This is a genomic window from Chitinispirillales bacterium (assembly GCA_031254455.1).
Classification (GTDB): Bacteria; Fibrobacterota; Chitinivibrionia; order Chitinivibrionales; family Chitinivibrionaceae; genus WRFX01.
In genome coordinates this window covers 17,156-32,101 of record JAIRUI010000130.1, presented here as the reverse complement: position 1 = coordinate 32,101, position 14,946 = coordinate 17,156, and the positions used below count along the sequence as shown (strand labels likewise).

At 39.5% G+C, this 14,946-nt stretch carries 11 protein-coding genes; 4 read left to right on the top strand and 7 right to left on the bottom strand.

Annotated elements, in window-relative coordinates:
- The coding region (locus LBH98_10640) for an InlB B-repeat-containing protein (protein ID MDR0305203.1) at positions 1–1,444 on the bottom strand (1,444 nt) is incomplete at its 3' end.
- A 423-nt stretch (positions 1,445–1,867) separates the two neighbouring features.
- Between LBH98_10640 and fusA the strand changes: the two genes are divergently transcribed.
- Entirely contained in the window at positions 1,868–3,994 is a 2,127-nt protein-coding gene (gene fusA, locus LBH98_10635) for an elongation factor G (GenBank protein MDR0305202.1), read from the top strand.
- Between the two features lie 68 nt (positions 3,995–4,062).
- On the opposite strand, the gene LBH98_10630 is transcribed toward fusA, so the two are convergent.
- The 6 genes from LBH98_10630 to LBH98_10605 form a co-directional block, all read right to left on the bottom strand.
- The gene (locus LBH98_10630) at positions 4,063–5,226 is read right to left on the bottom strand and encodes a peptidoglycan DD-metalloendopeptidase family protein (protein ID MDR0305201.1); all 1,164 of its coding nucleotides are present in this window, start codon (positions 5,224–5,226) and stop codon (positions 4,063–4,065) included.
- Positions 5,227–5,240: 14 nt separating this feature from the next.
- The gene (locus tag LBH98_10625; protein ID MDR0305200.1) at positions 5,241–7,106 is read right to left on the bottom strand and encodes a flavin reductase; all 1,866 of its coding nucleotides are present in this window, start codon (positions 7,104–7,106) and stop codon (positions 5,241–5,243) included.
- Positions 7,107–7,341: 235 nt separating this feature from the next.
- The gene (locus tag LBH98_10620) at positions 7,342–8,907 is read right to left on the bottom strand and encodes a T9SS type A sorting domain-containing protein (GenBank protein ID MDR0305199.1); all 1,566 of its coding nucleotides are present in this window, start codon (positions 8,905–8,907) and stop codon (positions 7,342–7,344) included.
- Positions 8,904–9,437, bottom strand: coding sequence for a hypothetical protein (locus LBH98_10615; protein MDR0305198.1), 534 nt, complete (start codon positions 9,435–9,437; stop codon positions 8,904–8,906). Before LBH98_10615 ends, LBH98_10620 begins: the two co-directional genes overlap by 4 nt.
- On the bottom strand, positions 9,434–9,970 hold the full coding sequence (locus LBH98_10610; protein MDR0305197.1) for a hypothetical protein: 537 nt from the start codon (positions 9,968–9,970) through the stop codon (positions 9,434–9,436). The genes LBH98_10615 and LBH98_10610 overlap by 4 nt, the downstream gene beginning before the upstream one ends.
- A 20-nt stretch (positions 9,971–9,990) precedes the next feature.
- Positions 9,991–10,800, bottom strand: a complete 810-nt coding sequence (locus tag LBH98_10605; protein ID MDR0305196.1) for a hypothetical protein — start codon at positions 10,798–10,800, stop codon at positions 9,991–9,993.
- A 218-nt stretch (positions 10,801–11,018) separates the two neighbouring features.
- Between LBH98_10605 and LBH98_10600 the strand changes: the two genes are divergently transcribed.
- Genes LBH98_10600 through LBH98_10590 form a run of 3 tightly spaced genes read left to right on the top strand, consistent with a single transcriptional unit; the run spans position 11,019 to position 14,932 of the window.
- Positions 11,019–12,737 (top strand): hypothetical protein, encoded by a 1,719-nt coding sequence (locus LBH98_10600; protein ID MDR0305195.1) that lies wholly within the window; start codon positions 11,019–11,021, stop codon positions 12,735–12,737.
- Positions 12,734–13,810 (top strand): aminopeptidase P family protein, encoded by a 1,077-nt coding sequence (locus LBH98_10595; GenBank protein MDR0305194.1) that lies wholly within the window; start codon positions 12,734–12,736, stop codon positions 13,808–13,810. The genes LBH98_10600 and LBH98_10595 overlap by 4 nt, the downstream gene beginning before the upstream one ends.
- A 15-nt stretch (positions 13,811–13,825) precedes the next feature.
- Positions 13,826–14,932, top strand: a complete 1,107-nt coding sequence (locus tag LBH98_10590) for a PilT/PilU family type 4a pilus ATPase (GenBank protein MDR0305193.1) — start codon at positions 13,826–13,828, stop codon at positions 14,930–14,932.
- The last annotated feature ends 14 nt before the right edge of the window (positions 14,933–14,946 follow it).

The following is a 14,946-nucleotide window of genomic DNA, read 5'->3' as shown; positions in this document are numbered from 1 at the left end:
TAATGTCTTTAGTTACCGTGTTGTTCACAAAACTCCATTGAATATCACTGTCCAAATCTATAAACCAACCTAAGAATTCATGATGCAGTCTTGTCGGGTCGTTAGGTTTATCAACAAGATTGCCCGAATTGACAATAACCTGCGGCGGGGTCGGTGAGCCGCCTTTGGTGTCAAACGATACGGTGAATGGTATCGCTACCCATTTGGCGTAATACGTTTTGTTCCACGTGCTGCCGTTTGGTATTAAAGTAACAGTTGTTCCGCTTAATTCTGCATTATCAAACCAGCCGCCAAAGGTAAAGTGTTCTCTTGTCGGCGATTGAAGAGTAATTGTCGGAGTTTCTACGTTATAAATTAACGGATTTGAAGCATGATTTATTCCGCCGTTAAGATCATACGTTATATAGTATTCTTCCTTTGTCCATTTGGCGTAAAGAGTCATGTCTCCCGTTACTCCGCTGTTATTAAAATCCCATCTGTTTGCGTCTGTGCATTCGGCGTTTTTATACCAGCCGTCAAATATATAACCTGTTTTGGCAGGTTTGCTCGGTTCACCGATTTTTCTGCCGTTGTAAATTTCAGATATTGAACTCGGATTTGGCGAGCCGCCGTTACTGTTAAACGTTACATTCCATAAGTAGGTGATGTAAACAATAGCCTCACCTCTACCGCCAGCGGCGGCGCCCCAATCCCAATACCCACCGTGACCGCCACCACCTATACCCGCCGCCACCACTTCATTACTGTTTTCAATTCTCTTTGCTCCTGATCCTCCGCCAAATACTTCGGTGCGAATACCTTTTCCTCCGGGTATTTGCCCTGAATTACCGCCTGCAGCGTTAGTTATCTGCCAATCAGCGCCATTATCGCCACGGTATCCACATGAGAAAACATTATCAATTAAAGTAATTTCACTTGAATTATTTCTAATAGCTACGCAGCCGCCGGATCCTCCACCGTTACTATTTTGACCGCCAACCTCGGTTCCTCCACCGTGAGCACCTCCTCCATCGATCCTTAAAATATCATTACCACCAATTGTAACCACTGTATTTCCGCCATGACCTCCATCACCGCCGGTGTTCCAAGAACTGCCGCAACCTTCAAACCTATATTTACCTGGAGTTCCTCCTGCGCCAATATCAAATATCTTTATAGATAAGCCTTTCGGCACTCGCAGTTTCGCATAAATCGCTCCGCCGCCGCCGCCGCTGCTACCGGTTCCAATATAATAATCACTACCGCAATAATTTTTTCTATGTCCGCCTTCTCCGCCGCCGCCGCCGCCGAGAGCATAAACTTCCACTATTGCGGGATAAGCGCTTACTACACTGTCACCCTTGCTTAAAAGTTTACGATTCTCAACATAATCCGCCGTATTCCCCGCTACACACACTGCGGCAATCACTGCCGCTACTTTTAGAAATTTGTTTTTGTTTTGCATACAAAACCTCCTGAATTAAAATTTTACAAAAAGCATAATACCGATTGTCGAAGTTATAACTTATGAACTACGGGAAAGAGAAGAGACTTTTTTGCGGTAAAACATAAAAAGGCTGCTCTGCCAAAATTCATATTTTTTTGCAGAAAAAGATGAAAATACCTATGTTTTAATCAGAGAAGGCAGACAGAACAGCCCGAACGGACGATTCGTCTTCTCTGATCGTTAATATAAATAACATAAATAAAAAACAGGAATAAAATCCTGATTTCCATCTTTTTCTGCACCGCTAAAATAATTTTTGTTTTTTGTACTGTACGAGATTATTTTGTTTTTACAAAAAACAGTTAAAATTCCATTTTTTCTTGTCGGCATAAATTATTTTACCCACCGAAAACGTATAAAAAATTTCAAAAACGAGGTTTTATGGCTATTGACTTGGCAAAAGTGCGAAATATAGGTATTTCGGCGCATATTGATTCCGGAAAAACAACTCTCAGCGAAAGAATTTTGTTTTATGCCGGAAGAATTCACGCCATACACGATGTCAAAGGTAAAGACGGCGTCGGGGCGACAATGGACTCTATGGATTTGGAAAGAGAACGAGGAATTACTATTCAATCCGCGGCGACCCGCGTAAGTTGGAACGATAATCCGATTAATCTTATCGATACTCCCGGACACGTGGATTTTACGGTGGAAGTGGAGCGTTCTTTGCGGGTTTTGGACGGTGCGATTCTGGTGCTTTGCGCGGTTTCCGGCGTTCAATCGCAGTCGATAACGGTCGATAGGCAAATGAAAAGATACGGCGTGCCACGCTTGGCGTTCGTGAATAAGTGTGACAGAAGCGGCGCACATCCCCTTAAAGTTTGCGGACAATTGCGCGAGAAATTGGGACTTAATTCGGTTATGATTCAACTTCCCATAGGTCTTGAAGACGCTCACAAAGGCGTAGTCGATTTAATTACTATGAAGGGATATATAAACGAGGGAGACAACGGCGAAATTATTAAAGAAATTGAAATCCCCGCAGATATGAAAGCCCAAGCCGAAGAATATCGAGAAAAAATGCTTGAAGAAGTTTGTATGTTTGACGACGCGCTTATGGAAAAACATTTGGAAGGGGCGGAGATTTCGGCGGATGAAATTCGCAAGGCTATTAGAAAAGGCGTTTTGGCGCTCAAACTTTGTCCGGTTCTTTGCGGTTCGGCGTACAAAAACAAGGCGGTTCAAAAACTTCTTGACGCTGTAGAATATTATCTTCCGTCGCCGCTTGACATTGAAAACAAAGGCGTCAAAGCCGATACGGGCGAAGAAATAGTAGTTCCGTCAGATCCGAAAAAACCGCTTGTTATGTACGCGTTCAAACTCACGCAGGATAAATTCGGACAATTAACGTATGTACGCGTTTATCAAGGCGAATTGATGAAAGGCGTGGAAGTTGAAAACATGAGAACCGGCAAGAAAGTTAAAATCGGTCGAATCGTTCGCATGCACGCGGATAAAATGGAAGATTGCGAAGTAGCTCATTGCGGCGATATAGTCGCGCTGTTCGGCGTGGATTGCGCGTCAGGCGATACTTTCTGCATTTCCGGAACAAACATTTCTATGACTTCTATGCACATTCCCGAACCCGTGATTTCCATCGCTATAAAACCCAAAGACAATAAGTCGCAGGATAATCTGTCAAAAGCGTTGAACCGTTTCACAAAAGAAGATCCCACTTTCCAGACGTATATGGACGAAGAGTCGGGTGAAACGATTATTCGCGGTATGGGCGAGTTACATTTAGAAGTTTATGTAGAAAGAATGAAGCGTGAATATTCGGTAGAACTTATTCAAAGTCCGCCTCAGGTCGCTTATAGGGAAACCATTGTCGGCAGTGTTCCGTTTGATTATACTCACAAAAAGCAAACAGGCGGCGCAGGTCAATACGGGCGCGTTGCGGGCGAAATGAGTTTCCTTGAACCGGGCTCCGAAAAAGATGCGAAAACAGGCGACGATTTGATTTATTTCTTTGAGAACAATATCAAAGGCGGGGCGATTCCGACAGAATTTATTTCCAGTGTCGATAAAGGATTCCAAGAAGCGATTAAAGAAGGTTCGGTAATCGGAGCGCCGGTTGTTAATGTAAGAATGATGATTAACGACGGCTCGTATCACCCTGTAGATTCTTCCGACCAGGCGTTTAGAACCGCCGCTATCGGCGCCTTTCGTCAAGGATATGAAAAAATTAAAAAGCAAGTTCTTGAGCCGATTATGAAAGTATCCGTTGAAGGGCCTACAGAGTTTCAGGGGTCGATTATAGGTTCTCTTAACCAAAGGCGCGGCGTTATTCTGGGAACGACCGAAGAGACGGAAACCAAATACTGCCGAGTCGATGCGGAAGTGCCGCTTTCCGCAATGTTCGGATATTCTACGGACATTCGTTCTCAAACTCAAGGCAAGGCGGAATTTACTATGGAATTTGCAAAGTACGGTCCTGTGCCGAGTAATATAGTGGACGAACTTAAAAAGAAATATCAGGAAGAAAGAGCGGCAAGAAATAAATAATCGTCGTTATTTTCTTGAAAATAAGCGGACGGAAAAATACCGTCCGCTTTTACTATACGAAAGTATCGTTACGGTTTACTTTTAAGCCATTCAATCGGATTTAACGCATTGTTGTCGTTTCTAACTTCAAAATGGAGTTTGCTTCCTTCAAGCGAGCCGGATTCTCCGACAGAACCGATAACGGCGCCTTCGCTTACTTTCGCTCCTTTTTCAAAAAAGTTTTCGTTTAAATGCGCATAAATAGTCAAAAAACCGCCGTAATGATTTATTATCATAAGTTTTCCGTAGCCGCGCATCCTTCCCACAAATTCTACGGCGCCGGCAGCGACTGATTTTATCGGGGTTCCAATCGGCGCTTCAATATCTATACCGTTATTTGAGATCGTAGTTTTATATTCCGGATGAACGATTTTACCATAACTTCCTATAATTTTTCCTATTACCGGCCATGACAGTTTTCCTTTATTGTCCGAAAAGTTTGATTTTACGCTTTGCGATTGTTTTATTATCTCGCTTGTTAAATCTCTTACAATTTTGTTTAATTCGACTTGCGCGCTCTTAAATTCTTCAATTGAAGTTTCCCATTTATTTTTTTCGTTACGCAACTCGTCAAGAAATTCCTTTCGGGATAATACCTGCGATTTCATCCTTTCGTTTTCTTCAAGCCGTTGTTCAAACAGTTCTTTTAAAAGTTCGTTCTCAGCCTCGTAAATTTTTGTTTGTTCGGAAAGTTTTCGCTCGTTTAATTTTATTTTATCAATCAAATTTCTGTCGTATTTATTTAGATCTTGCATGTATCTTATACGGCTTATAAGTTCGTCGGGAGAACTCGCTCCTATAATTAAAGATAAAAAGTTAGGCTTACCCGTCTTGTACATTTTTATAAGACGGGATTTCATAACTTCCTTTCGTCCGGTTAATAAATTTTGCGTGTCGTCCAAAGTTTTCTCGGTTTCTTCTTTTTGTATTCTTAACGAATCAATTTGTTTTGAAACGTCGACAATTAACAGTTTACTCGTTTCAATCGCTTTCTCCATTTCATTCAGTTGAGAAAGTTGTTCGTTTTCTTTTTTCGAAAGTTCGGATATTTTTTTTTCGCTTTCGGCGATCAAACTTTGCAGCGAATCGGATTTTTCCTTATTTCTTTTTATTTTTTTTTCAATACTCTCGTATGAATTTGCAGAAAACGCAAACTGAACAAATAAGATTATTAAAATCGTAAATTTTTTCAAATACACTCCAAATATTACTGCAATTCCATATCGTTTTTACCGTGTTTGCACAGAGGGCAAATAAAATCGTCTGGCAAATCGTCGTCGGTTTCATGAATATATCCGCAGATTTTGCAAACATATGTCTTTTTACTCGAATTCTGCGGTTTTGCCGCGGGTTTAGGTTTGATATTTTCAAAATAGTATCGATACGAAAGCGAATCGACGTTCGACAAAACCGACGCCTCCGTAATTTCGGCGATAAAAAGCGAGTGAGTCTCAAAATCGTTTTCAGAAACCACTTTTGCCGAGAAAAAAGCGTTCGTATTCTGTTTGAGATAATATAAATTATTTTCGCTTTTTTCACAAAATTCTTCAAATTCGGCGAATTTATTCACATCGCGACCGCTTTGAAATCCGAATCTCTTAAAAATATCGAAATTCGAATCGGTTGTGAGCGCAGAAACGTTAAAAATTCCAGAACTTACAATCAAATCGTGTGTGAAATTCGTCTTATTTACCGCGACGGCGATTCGTTTCTTTGGCGAATCGGTAATTTGCATAACCGTATTAATAATACAGCCGCCGTCTTTGCCGTTTTGCGACGAAGTCAAAACAAAAAGCCCGTAAGTTAGTTTGAAAAACGAATTCGGCTCAATTTTGTTTTCATGTAAAATCCGATCTTTAGCGCTTTTTTGCGCAGAAAACGAATTTACGATATTCTTTGCCAAATTTTCAATTTCCGCTAAATTATTTTTCTTGACGCTTGATTTCAGCGAAACGGAATTTTCCAAATAATTTATGTTTTTAAGTGGAAGCAAAATTTCTTTCATTTGCTTTTCGGACTGTGCCGCCCACGTACCGTTTTCAATAAACGCAATCGTTCGATTTTGCAAATTATGCGCCGCAATATCGCGCAGAAGCGTTTCCATATTCACAAAAATTCCCGAATTATAAGTCGTACTGGCAAAAACAATATGGCTAAATCTAAACGCCTGAGAAAGTACAAACGACGGATGCGAAACGGAAACGTCAAATACGGCGATCTTTTTTATGCCAAATTCCGCAAGTTTCGTCGCAAGAATGTTTGCTGCGTTTTCTGTGTTCCCGTAAACAGAAGCGTAGGCGATCAAAACCCCTTCCTCTTCGGGTGTGTAAGAACTCCATTTTTGATATTTATCGATAAACCAGCCGAGATTTTTACGCCAAATCGGTCCGTGAAGCGGGAGTATCGTAGAAATTTCAAGCGTAGTCGCCTTTTTAAGAGCCGCCTGAACCTGCATACCGTATTTTCCTGCGATATTTGTATAATACCGTCGCGCTTCGTCCAAAAAATCACGCTCAAAATCCGTTTCATCGGCAAAAATGTTTCCGTTGATCGTTCCGAAAGTCCCAAAAGCGTCTGCCGAATACAAATATTTATCGACAGCGTCATACGTTACCATAACTTCGGGCCAATGAACCATCGCCGTCATATAAAAAACGAATTTGTGTTTTCCGCTGCAAATTTCGTCTCCTTCTTTTACAACTATAGTTTGTTTGCCGTAATCAAAATCGAAGAATTGCTTAATCGTTGAAATAGTTCTCGCATTGCCGATTATTTTTACGTCGGGATAGCGCAAAACCAACTCGTCAAGCGTTGCGCAGTGGTCAGGCTCGACATGGTTTATCACAACAAAATCAAGTTTTTTGTCTTGTAAAAGATAGTGCAGATTCTCAAAAAACACCTTACCCGCCGATTTGTCAACGCAATCAAGCAGTATGTTTTTTTCGTCCAAAACCAAATAAGAATTGTAAGAAACCCCGCTTGGAATCGGAAACGCATTTTCAAACAGCGCAAGTCGTTTGTCGTTTGAGCCTACCCAAAAAACATCGTCGTTGATTTTTCTCGTATTGTGCATAAAACACTCCTATTTTTAATCTTTTGAAAAATATCATTTTTCTTGTATAAAAAAGCGACATATATTGCGTAATAAGCGCCTAAGACATGTCGCCGAATTTTTTATCCTTAATTTATCTTGAACCGTCTATTTGTTTTCAATATTTTAGATAAATATCTCAATACTTACTAATTTCAACAAACCGTTGACAGACAACAGGAATTTGTCGTGTATTTGAAATTACAGCAAGTTCAAATCAAGGACAAATGTCCTCCGAAAAATAATTACCCCAACAAATCAAATTTGTCAGTTTTTTATTATTTGTCAGATCCAGCGATGTCAGTAGATTGCCGGCGACATCCAGATGTGTCAGTTCCGTATTATTTGATATATCCAACGAACTTATTTGACTATTTCCAATCAGCAAAGAATCAAGCGTCTGCAAATCAAGCGATACGTCGCCGGATAATATATTGGGCCATGCCATATGCAAACGGGTAATTCTTTTGTTTGTCGTCGTGTCTGTCCATGAAATATAATCTTTATTCCAATTCTTAGGATTATCGTACTCCCAATCAAGACCGTGATATACAATCAAATTATTAATTTGCGCTACGTCGTCGGGGTGATAAGTAGGCTCAAACGGCAAATTTTCACAATAATCGAAAAATACGCTGTCGATTAAGAGTCTGCTTCTTAAATTATCGTGAAAATACGATGTCCAAAAACCGTGTCTTCTGCGTTCCCGCGGGTCTTCGTCGTCGGATATGACATAGTTTTCAAATCCCGGCAATATATTTTGGTTAAAATTTTTTCTCGAATTATTTATTACGGCGTCGTCACTGTTTGTGTACCACCATAATTTAGACGGAGAAACGGTGGGAGGAGCTATATTCAAAACTCCCGTTCTGAGCATTTCTTCTTCTTTATTATTTTGATTGTAATAATCAATTAACTCGTTAGCGTATAAATTCCCCTGCGAATGCGAAATAATTATCACCCGTTGTTTGTTTTCAAAACTGTCGTCCGTTATTTTTCTTAATTCGCCTGTCGTTTGGCTATGTGACGCGGTTACCGCTTCGATTTTGAATTTAAGTATAAATTCGGCGATTCTTTGCAAAAATTTCTTTCTGTTATCCGAACCGCCTCGAATATTGGCGGAAAATCCCATCGCCTCTTCATAGTATTCTTCGTCAATTATAGGCGCCAGCCATTCTAAAGCGTTTCCGGATTCGCCGAATTCTTTCGACCATTGAAACATAACTTCGGAAAAATCGTGTATCATGCCGTGTGTTTGGTTGTAGCCGAGAGTAAATATATAATCCCCCGGAAATTCCTCTGTATTTAATTTATCTTCGTAAGCCAGTCGGATACGATGCAAATTTTCCTCTGCCATTAGTGGAGTATTTAACATTCCATTTATAAAAATTATGTTCGTTACGGAATCGCCGAGCGTTTCCGAACGAAGCATTTTTTGGTACGAGATTTCGGGATTGCGTACCGTTTCGTTCGCTGGAACCTTATCGGTATTGGCAAAATTGCCTACAAAGCGTATTTTTGTATCGGGTGTAAATTTACGGGTAATTACGCTGTTAGCGTTTTTTATTCGCATAACGTAAATTTGCTTGCTCAAATTATTTGAGAGCGAAATCGGAGCGGAATTATATTTTAAGAGCTCCTGAGTAAAAACTTTCTGTCCTTTAAGATTGTATAACTCTATGGTTGTCGGACTGTTCACGGAAGAGACGGGTATTCGTATTTGCTGCGAATAAGAAATGCTTATCGACAACAAAACAAAGAGAATTATTATACTATTTCTCATTTTTGTCTCTCCTTTTCTCTTTCGTAAAACTCTTTGAATCTTTTATCGTACATTTCTTTAATATCAGGATAATGACTGTAATGCCTAACTCCTTTCCCGTTAACGATTCTACCAATTTCTTGATTTACAAGAAATCTTTCTTTTGTATTTAGAAGAATTACCAGACGTCTTTCTACTGGAATTAAATCACTCGCACCTGTTTGCCTACTGTAACTTGTACCGGCCATAGTTCCCAAAAAGTACTGATAAAAAAACTCAAACGATTCATTAGGATTTTCTATATAAGCCCTGAAACGTTCTTGTTCCATAGCAAACCAAAACATCGCCCCTGCACGCGCATAAGGGTCATTTGGAATTAATTTTGTTACTTCAATCTGAATATCGTCTCTCACTCCGTCTCCGTCGCTGTCGATTCCCAGAACAGTTTTTTTCCCTGCCGCTCCCGGGTCGGGCGGCAGTTTGGCGAGAGGTCCGTTTTGGGCAAACACTGCCGCAAAGAAAACAAAGAGAATTATTATACTATTTCTCATTTTTGTCTCTCCTTTTCTCTTTCGTAAAACTCTTTGAATCTTCTGTCGTACATTTCTTTAAGTTCAGGATAATAGTTATAAGTGCGTATCATTTTCCCGTTAGCAATTCTGCCTATTTCTTGGTCGACAAAATATCTTTCTTTTATGTTTAGAAGCATTATCAAGCGTCTTTCAATCGGAATTAAATCTGCAGCGCCTGTTTTTATACAGTACCATGCTCCCGCACCGCTTCCCATAAAATATGGATAAAAAAATTCAAACGATTCATTCGGGTTTTCTACATAAGCCTTGTAACGTTCCTGTTGCATAGCAAACCAAAACATAGCCCCTGCACGCGCATAAGGGTCATTTGGAATTAATTTTGTTACTTCAATCTGAATATCGTCTCTCACTCCGTCTCCGTCGCTGTCGATTCCCAGAACAGTTTTTTTTCCTGCCGCTCCCGGATCGGGCGGCAGTTTGGCGAGAGGTCCGTTTTGGGCAAACACTGCCGCAAAGAAAACAAAAACCATTAAAACCGTAATTTTTAACATAATTTCTCCTTTTTTGGCGTCTATAATAAATACAGGAAATCCCACCAATCGTCAATGGAAAGTTTTATTCGATTTGTTCCGCTGTTTATAACAATTTCTCCGCCGTATCGCCTTTCATAAACATCCGAACTCCGCGTTTCCTTGTAATAAGGATCCATATATTCTACGCCGCCTGTAAATTCTCCTCTAAATAAAATTTCTCCGTTTACTTTTCCCGCCTTAATTTCTTTCCATTCTTTTTCGTCTTCATACCAATACTCGTAAAACGACAAACAGACGACTTGTCCCAAAAACAAAATTCCGCTTTGAGAATAATCAAACGCTTGATATCTTTCCGTCCCCATTTCGATTAATTCGTAAAATTCCGCATTTTCCGTTTCCGTCCATTTATATGTCCATTCCCAAATTATGCTGTCGCCTTGTCCGTCCGGAATAGTAAAACCGCCGTATTCAAAATCGCCCGCTCTCGCCCTTGTCGATTTTTCTCTTTCCAAGCGTTTGAAAATTCCTTTTTTACCGCCTTCTCCTCGTGGGACGCTAAAAAGCCGCTCATAATCTTTTGCGGCGCGAAACGCTGCGATAAACTCATGCAAATTTTCTTCGGTTACTTCTTTGTTCGGCATTTTATCATACCTTTCTTCGGTAAGCATGCCGCCTGTCGCCTCAGGTAATTCCGGCAATTTTGCTATTATGCCGTCTATTTCGTCTTCGTCGTCATTGTTTCCCGTATCTTTATGTGACTTTGAACAAGCGATAAAGAAAAACGCAAAAATAACTGAGAATACTATTATTGTGCCGTTAAGTAATGTGTCGTTAAGTATTTTCGTCATTGAAACACCTCCCGATTAATATTGAGCTTAACATGTTTTCAATTTACCAACCGCTATAAAATATAACAAATCGACGCGGATAATTGAATATTTATAAGATTTGAGAAGAATTTTGGTTTTAATTGCTTTTTGAAAATTTTCGCAAATAAATTTCCATTGCATAACGCTTTTGACATTTTGTATTTTACAAAATATTTCCGTTTGATTGGGGAGAATTTATGGGCAGATCGGTTATTTCGCCTGATTACATGGACGAACTTTTGAGTGTTCATCCCGATTCTTTGTTATTTGCAAGATACGCACATACGTTACTTTTATCTAAAAAACTTACACAAGCGATAAAGATTGCGCAAGACGGAGTCGAGCGATCTCCCGACTACACAAGCGGAAGATTTATTTTGGCTCTTTGCCATATTGAGTTAGACGACATTTCGTCGGCAATGACCGAGTTGACGGAACTTCTAAAAATTGAGCCGACACATCAGCAGGCGATTTCTATATTAGCGCGATTGCTTTCGGATTGCGGCGATATAGAAAATTCGCAAGCGCTTGCGGATTATCTTATAAGAATAAATCCGAAAACACAACTTTTGGGAAAACTGCAGCACAAAAATACAGGTAAGAGTACTATTTTTGAAATTTTAGGCGCCGATTTAAATTGGGAAGAATATGCAAGCGAATCATATTCTAAAGGAGCCTCTAAAAGCAATGAAACCATAAGCGAGGAAATAGTTCTAAATCTTGAAAAAGAAATTGCAAATTCTACGGAAACTTCTTTGGAATCGTCGCTTGAACTTGAGATTTCGGAAGCGATAAAACAAAGTGAGAATTTTGATACTGATGAAACGGATCAAAATGTTGAAACCTCTGAAAGTTTTTTGAATGTTTCTTTGGACGACAAAATCAGCGAATCGGCGGAACAGGAACAAATTCCGGAAGAATTTATAGAAGAAGAAAGCATACCTGAAGAAAGCATACTTGAAGAAAGCATACTTAATGTTATGCCGGATGAAAATATTGAAGAAAAATCCGAAATCGAAAATTTTATTGAGGAATCCGGCGAGACGGAAATAATCGAAACCGATAATGTCGTGGAAGAGACGGAAACATTGAACGTTTTTGAAGAAGAACAGCAAGAAAACGAAAGTCAGGAAGCGGATGTCGAGTGTGAATTAGTTTATGAAGCGCAACAAGAAAAAGCGGATGAAGATTCGACGCCTTGCCAAGAATCGTTCGAATTAATCTCCGAAACCGTCGAAAATTTGGAAAACGCCGAAGAGGAATCGCTTGAGCCGACAAAAAATATTTTACAAGACGAAAGTAATGCGGAACAAACAGATTTAATTTCTCCAAAAAAGGAGAAACCTCCGGAAATTTCCGATTATGATTTTAGTAACACTTTTGATAATTCGTTTGAAATTTATAAGCAATCCGCCCCAAAAAAGCATGAAGAAACGGATGAAGACGCGCAAGAAGAATCAAAAGAAACCGCTAAAGACGAATTTGCAAAAAGCGATGTCGCGATTGAACCTGAATCCGAAAGCGTCGGTCAAAACAAATATAATGAAGAACCGCATGACGACGGAGAGATCTCCATAAAAAAAGAAAGCGATATTCTTCCAGACCATATTTTAACTCCGACTTTCGCCCAAATTTATTTAGAACAGGGATTGCCGAATTTTGCAAAGCAGATTTATGAACGCCTTATGTTAAAAGACGTTGAAAACGAGGCTTATATGGAGAAAATCAAAGAAATAGATTTAATTATTGAAAGAATGAAAAACGGCGAAAAGGTTTCGATAGAATCAAAAGAAATCAGACGAAAGAATTCTATAACGACTGCGGAAAAACCGCTTAAAGGCAAACGTATAAAAAACGATATCAGAGAAACGCTTAAAGAAAGACATTCGGTTAAAAACGGCGGAAGGAAAAAATGATTAACAGATTTGAAAAGGCGAACATTTTACTAAAAAAATTTAATGCCGATTACATTTTAATAAACGGCGGTTTTGCCGCTCGTTATTTTTCAGGATTTCATTCTTCAAACGTGTTTTTACTATATTCGCCGGAACAAAAATTCCTTTTAACGGATTTTCGGTACAAAACAAAAGCGTCCGATTTTTGTGAAAAAGAAAATTGGGAGTTTATTGAAATAAAAAACGGTGAATTTTGTAAAGGAATAGATAAAATTATAAAAAAATCTTCAAAATTATTGATTCAAGACAATGTTTTGACGCTTGAAAATTTTGAAATATACAAAAAAAATATAAAGAATGTTTTAAAATTTATTCCCGCCGGAAAAGAAATAAATGCGCTTTTTTATATAAAGACGGAAAACGAAAGAAATTCAATTAAACAAGCGGCTAAAATCGGAGATATTTCGTTTTCACAGTGGTGTTTGCAAATAAAAGAAGGTATGTCCGAATTTGAGGCGGCGCAGCTTTTAAATATAATTACACTTCAAAACGGAAGCGAAAAATCGGCGTTTGACACGATAGTGCTTTTCGGTGAAAACTCGTCTTTTCCTCACGGAGTTCCAAGCAAAACAAAAATTCTCAAAAAGGGAGATTTTATTCTGAGCGATTTCGGCTGCACCGTTGACGGATTTTGTTCGGATATGACGCGGACGATTTGTTTTGGAGAACCCAAAAGAGAACATGTTGAAATTTATAATATTGTTTTTGAAGCGCAAAAGATAGGTTTGGACGCGGTTAAAGCCGGCGTAAAGGCTAATGAAGCGGACAAAAAGATTCGTGATTTTATTGCGGGTAAAGGTTTCGGTGAAAATTTCGGTCACGGATCCGGACATTGCATAGGGTTAAATGTTCACGAGAATCCCGCTTTGAATACTCGTGACGAAACTATTCTTGAAGAAGGAATGATATTGACGATAGAACCCGGGATTTATATACCTTCTATTGTCGGCGTCAGAATAGAAGATATGGTTATCGTCGGCGAAAAATCTTGTGAAATTATAACAAAAACGGCAAAAAATTTTATTGAAATATAAAGAAAGGCCATAAACATGGACTACAAAAGTCTTTTAAATGCGATGACGAAACAAAACGCTTCGGACTTACATTTGCGAGTAGGATGCCCGCCGTTTTTTAGAATACATGGAACGCTTATTCCAGCTAAAATGCCGGATGTGACGCTTGAAGAAATGCAAAGCGTTTTGAAAGAAATTTTAACGCAGGAACAAATAAAAAATTTCTCAGACCATCAGGAAATCGACGCGGGACTTTCAGTTCCTGGCGTAGGGCGTTATCGTATAAATGTTTATAGTCAGAGAAGCACTCCGGCTATCGCTTTTAGAAGTATAAAATTTGATATTCCTCCGTTTGATTCGCTTAACGTTCCGGAACCTATACGTAAAATCGCAATGAAACCTAGGGGGCTTATTTTAGTCACCGGAACCACGGGTTCCGGTAAATCTACGCTTTTGGCTTCAATGATAGACATAATAAATTCAAATCAAAAAGTCAATATTATTTCAATAGAAGACCCTATAGAATTTTTGCATAGAAATAAAATGGCGACAATTGCACAGCGTGAAGTCGGTACGGACACGAGCTCATATTTTGAAGCGTTAAAAGCGGCGATGCGTCAAGATCCCGACGTGATTTTGCTAGGTGAAATTCGAGACGAGGAGACAATGATGGGGGCTCTTACCGCCGCCGATACGGGACATTTGGTTTTGAGTACTTTGCACACGATGAATACGACCGAAACGGTGTCGCGTGCGGTTTCGTTTTTCTCGTATCATCAGCACGATCAAATTAGACTTATGCTTTCAAGCGTTCTTGCGGCGGTAATTTCCATGCGCCTTGTTCCCAAAAAAGGCGGCGGCTTAATTCCCGCTTGTGAAATCATGATAAATAATTCTAACGTAGAGGAATGCCTAAAAAATCCCGATCAATTAAAAATGATAAACGAAGCGATTGCCGCAGGAAATAAAATATATGGAAGCCAAACGTTTGACCAGTCGCTTGAACAACTTTACAGAAACGATTTAGTAGAATTTGACATAGCGAAAGCGTTTGCGAGCAATCCAGACGACTTTGAGCTCAAAGTCGTCGGCGGAATTTCCGGAGCCTCAGACAGAGCGGCGGACGGATTTGACAGTTTTTAAGATGAAGGTCGTTA

Excerpts from the sequence above, each read along its gene's own strand:
- fusA (MDR0305202.1), top strand. The coding sequence starts at position 1,868 with ATGGCTATTGACTTGGCAAAAGTGCGAAATATAGGTATTTCGGCGCAT.
- LBH98_10625 (MDR0305200.1), bottom strand. The coding sequence starts at position 7,106 with ATGCACAATACGAGAAAAATCAACGACGATGTTTTTTGGGTAGGCTCA.
- LBH98_10620 (MDR0305199.1), bottom strand. The coding sequence starts at position 8,907 with ATGAGAAATAGTATAATAATTCTCTTTGTTTTGTTGTCGATAAGCATT.
- LBH98_10615 (MDR0305198.1), bottom strand. The coding sequence starts at position 9,437 with ATGAGAAATAGTATAATAATTCTCTTTGTTTTCTTTGCGGCAGTGTTT.
- LBH98_10610 (MDR0305197.1), bottom strand. The coding sequence starts at position 9,970 with ATGTTAAAAATTACGGTTTTAATGGTTTTTGTTTTCTTTGCGGCAGTG.
- LBH98_10605 (MDR0305196.1), bottom strand. The coding sequence starts at position 10,800 with ATGACGAAAATACTTAACGACACATTACTTAACGGCACAATAATAGTA.
- LBH98_10600 (MDR0305195.1), top strand. The coding sequence starts at position 11,019 with ATGGGCAGATCGGTTATTTCGCCTGATTACATGGACGAACTTTTGAGT.
- LBH98_10595 (MDR0305194.1), top strand. The coding sequence starts at position 12,734 with ATGATTAACAGATTTGAAAAGGCGAACATTTTACTAAAAAAATTTAAT.
- LBH98_10590 (MDR0305193.1), top strand. The coding sequence starts at position 13,826 with ATGGACTACAAAAGTCTTTTAAATGCGATGACGAAACAAAACGCTTCG.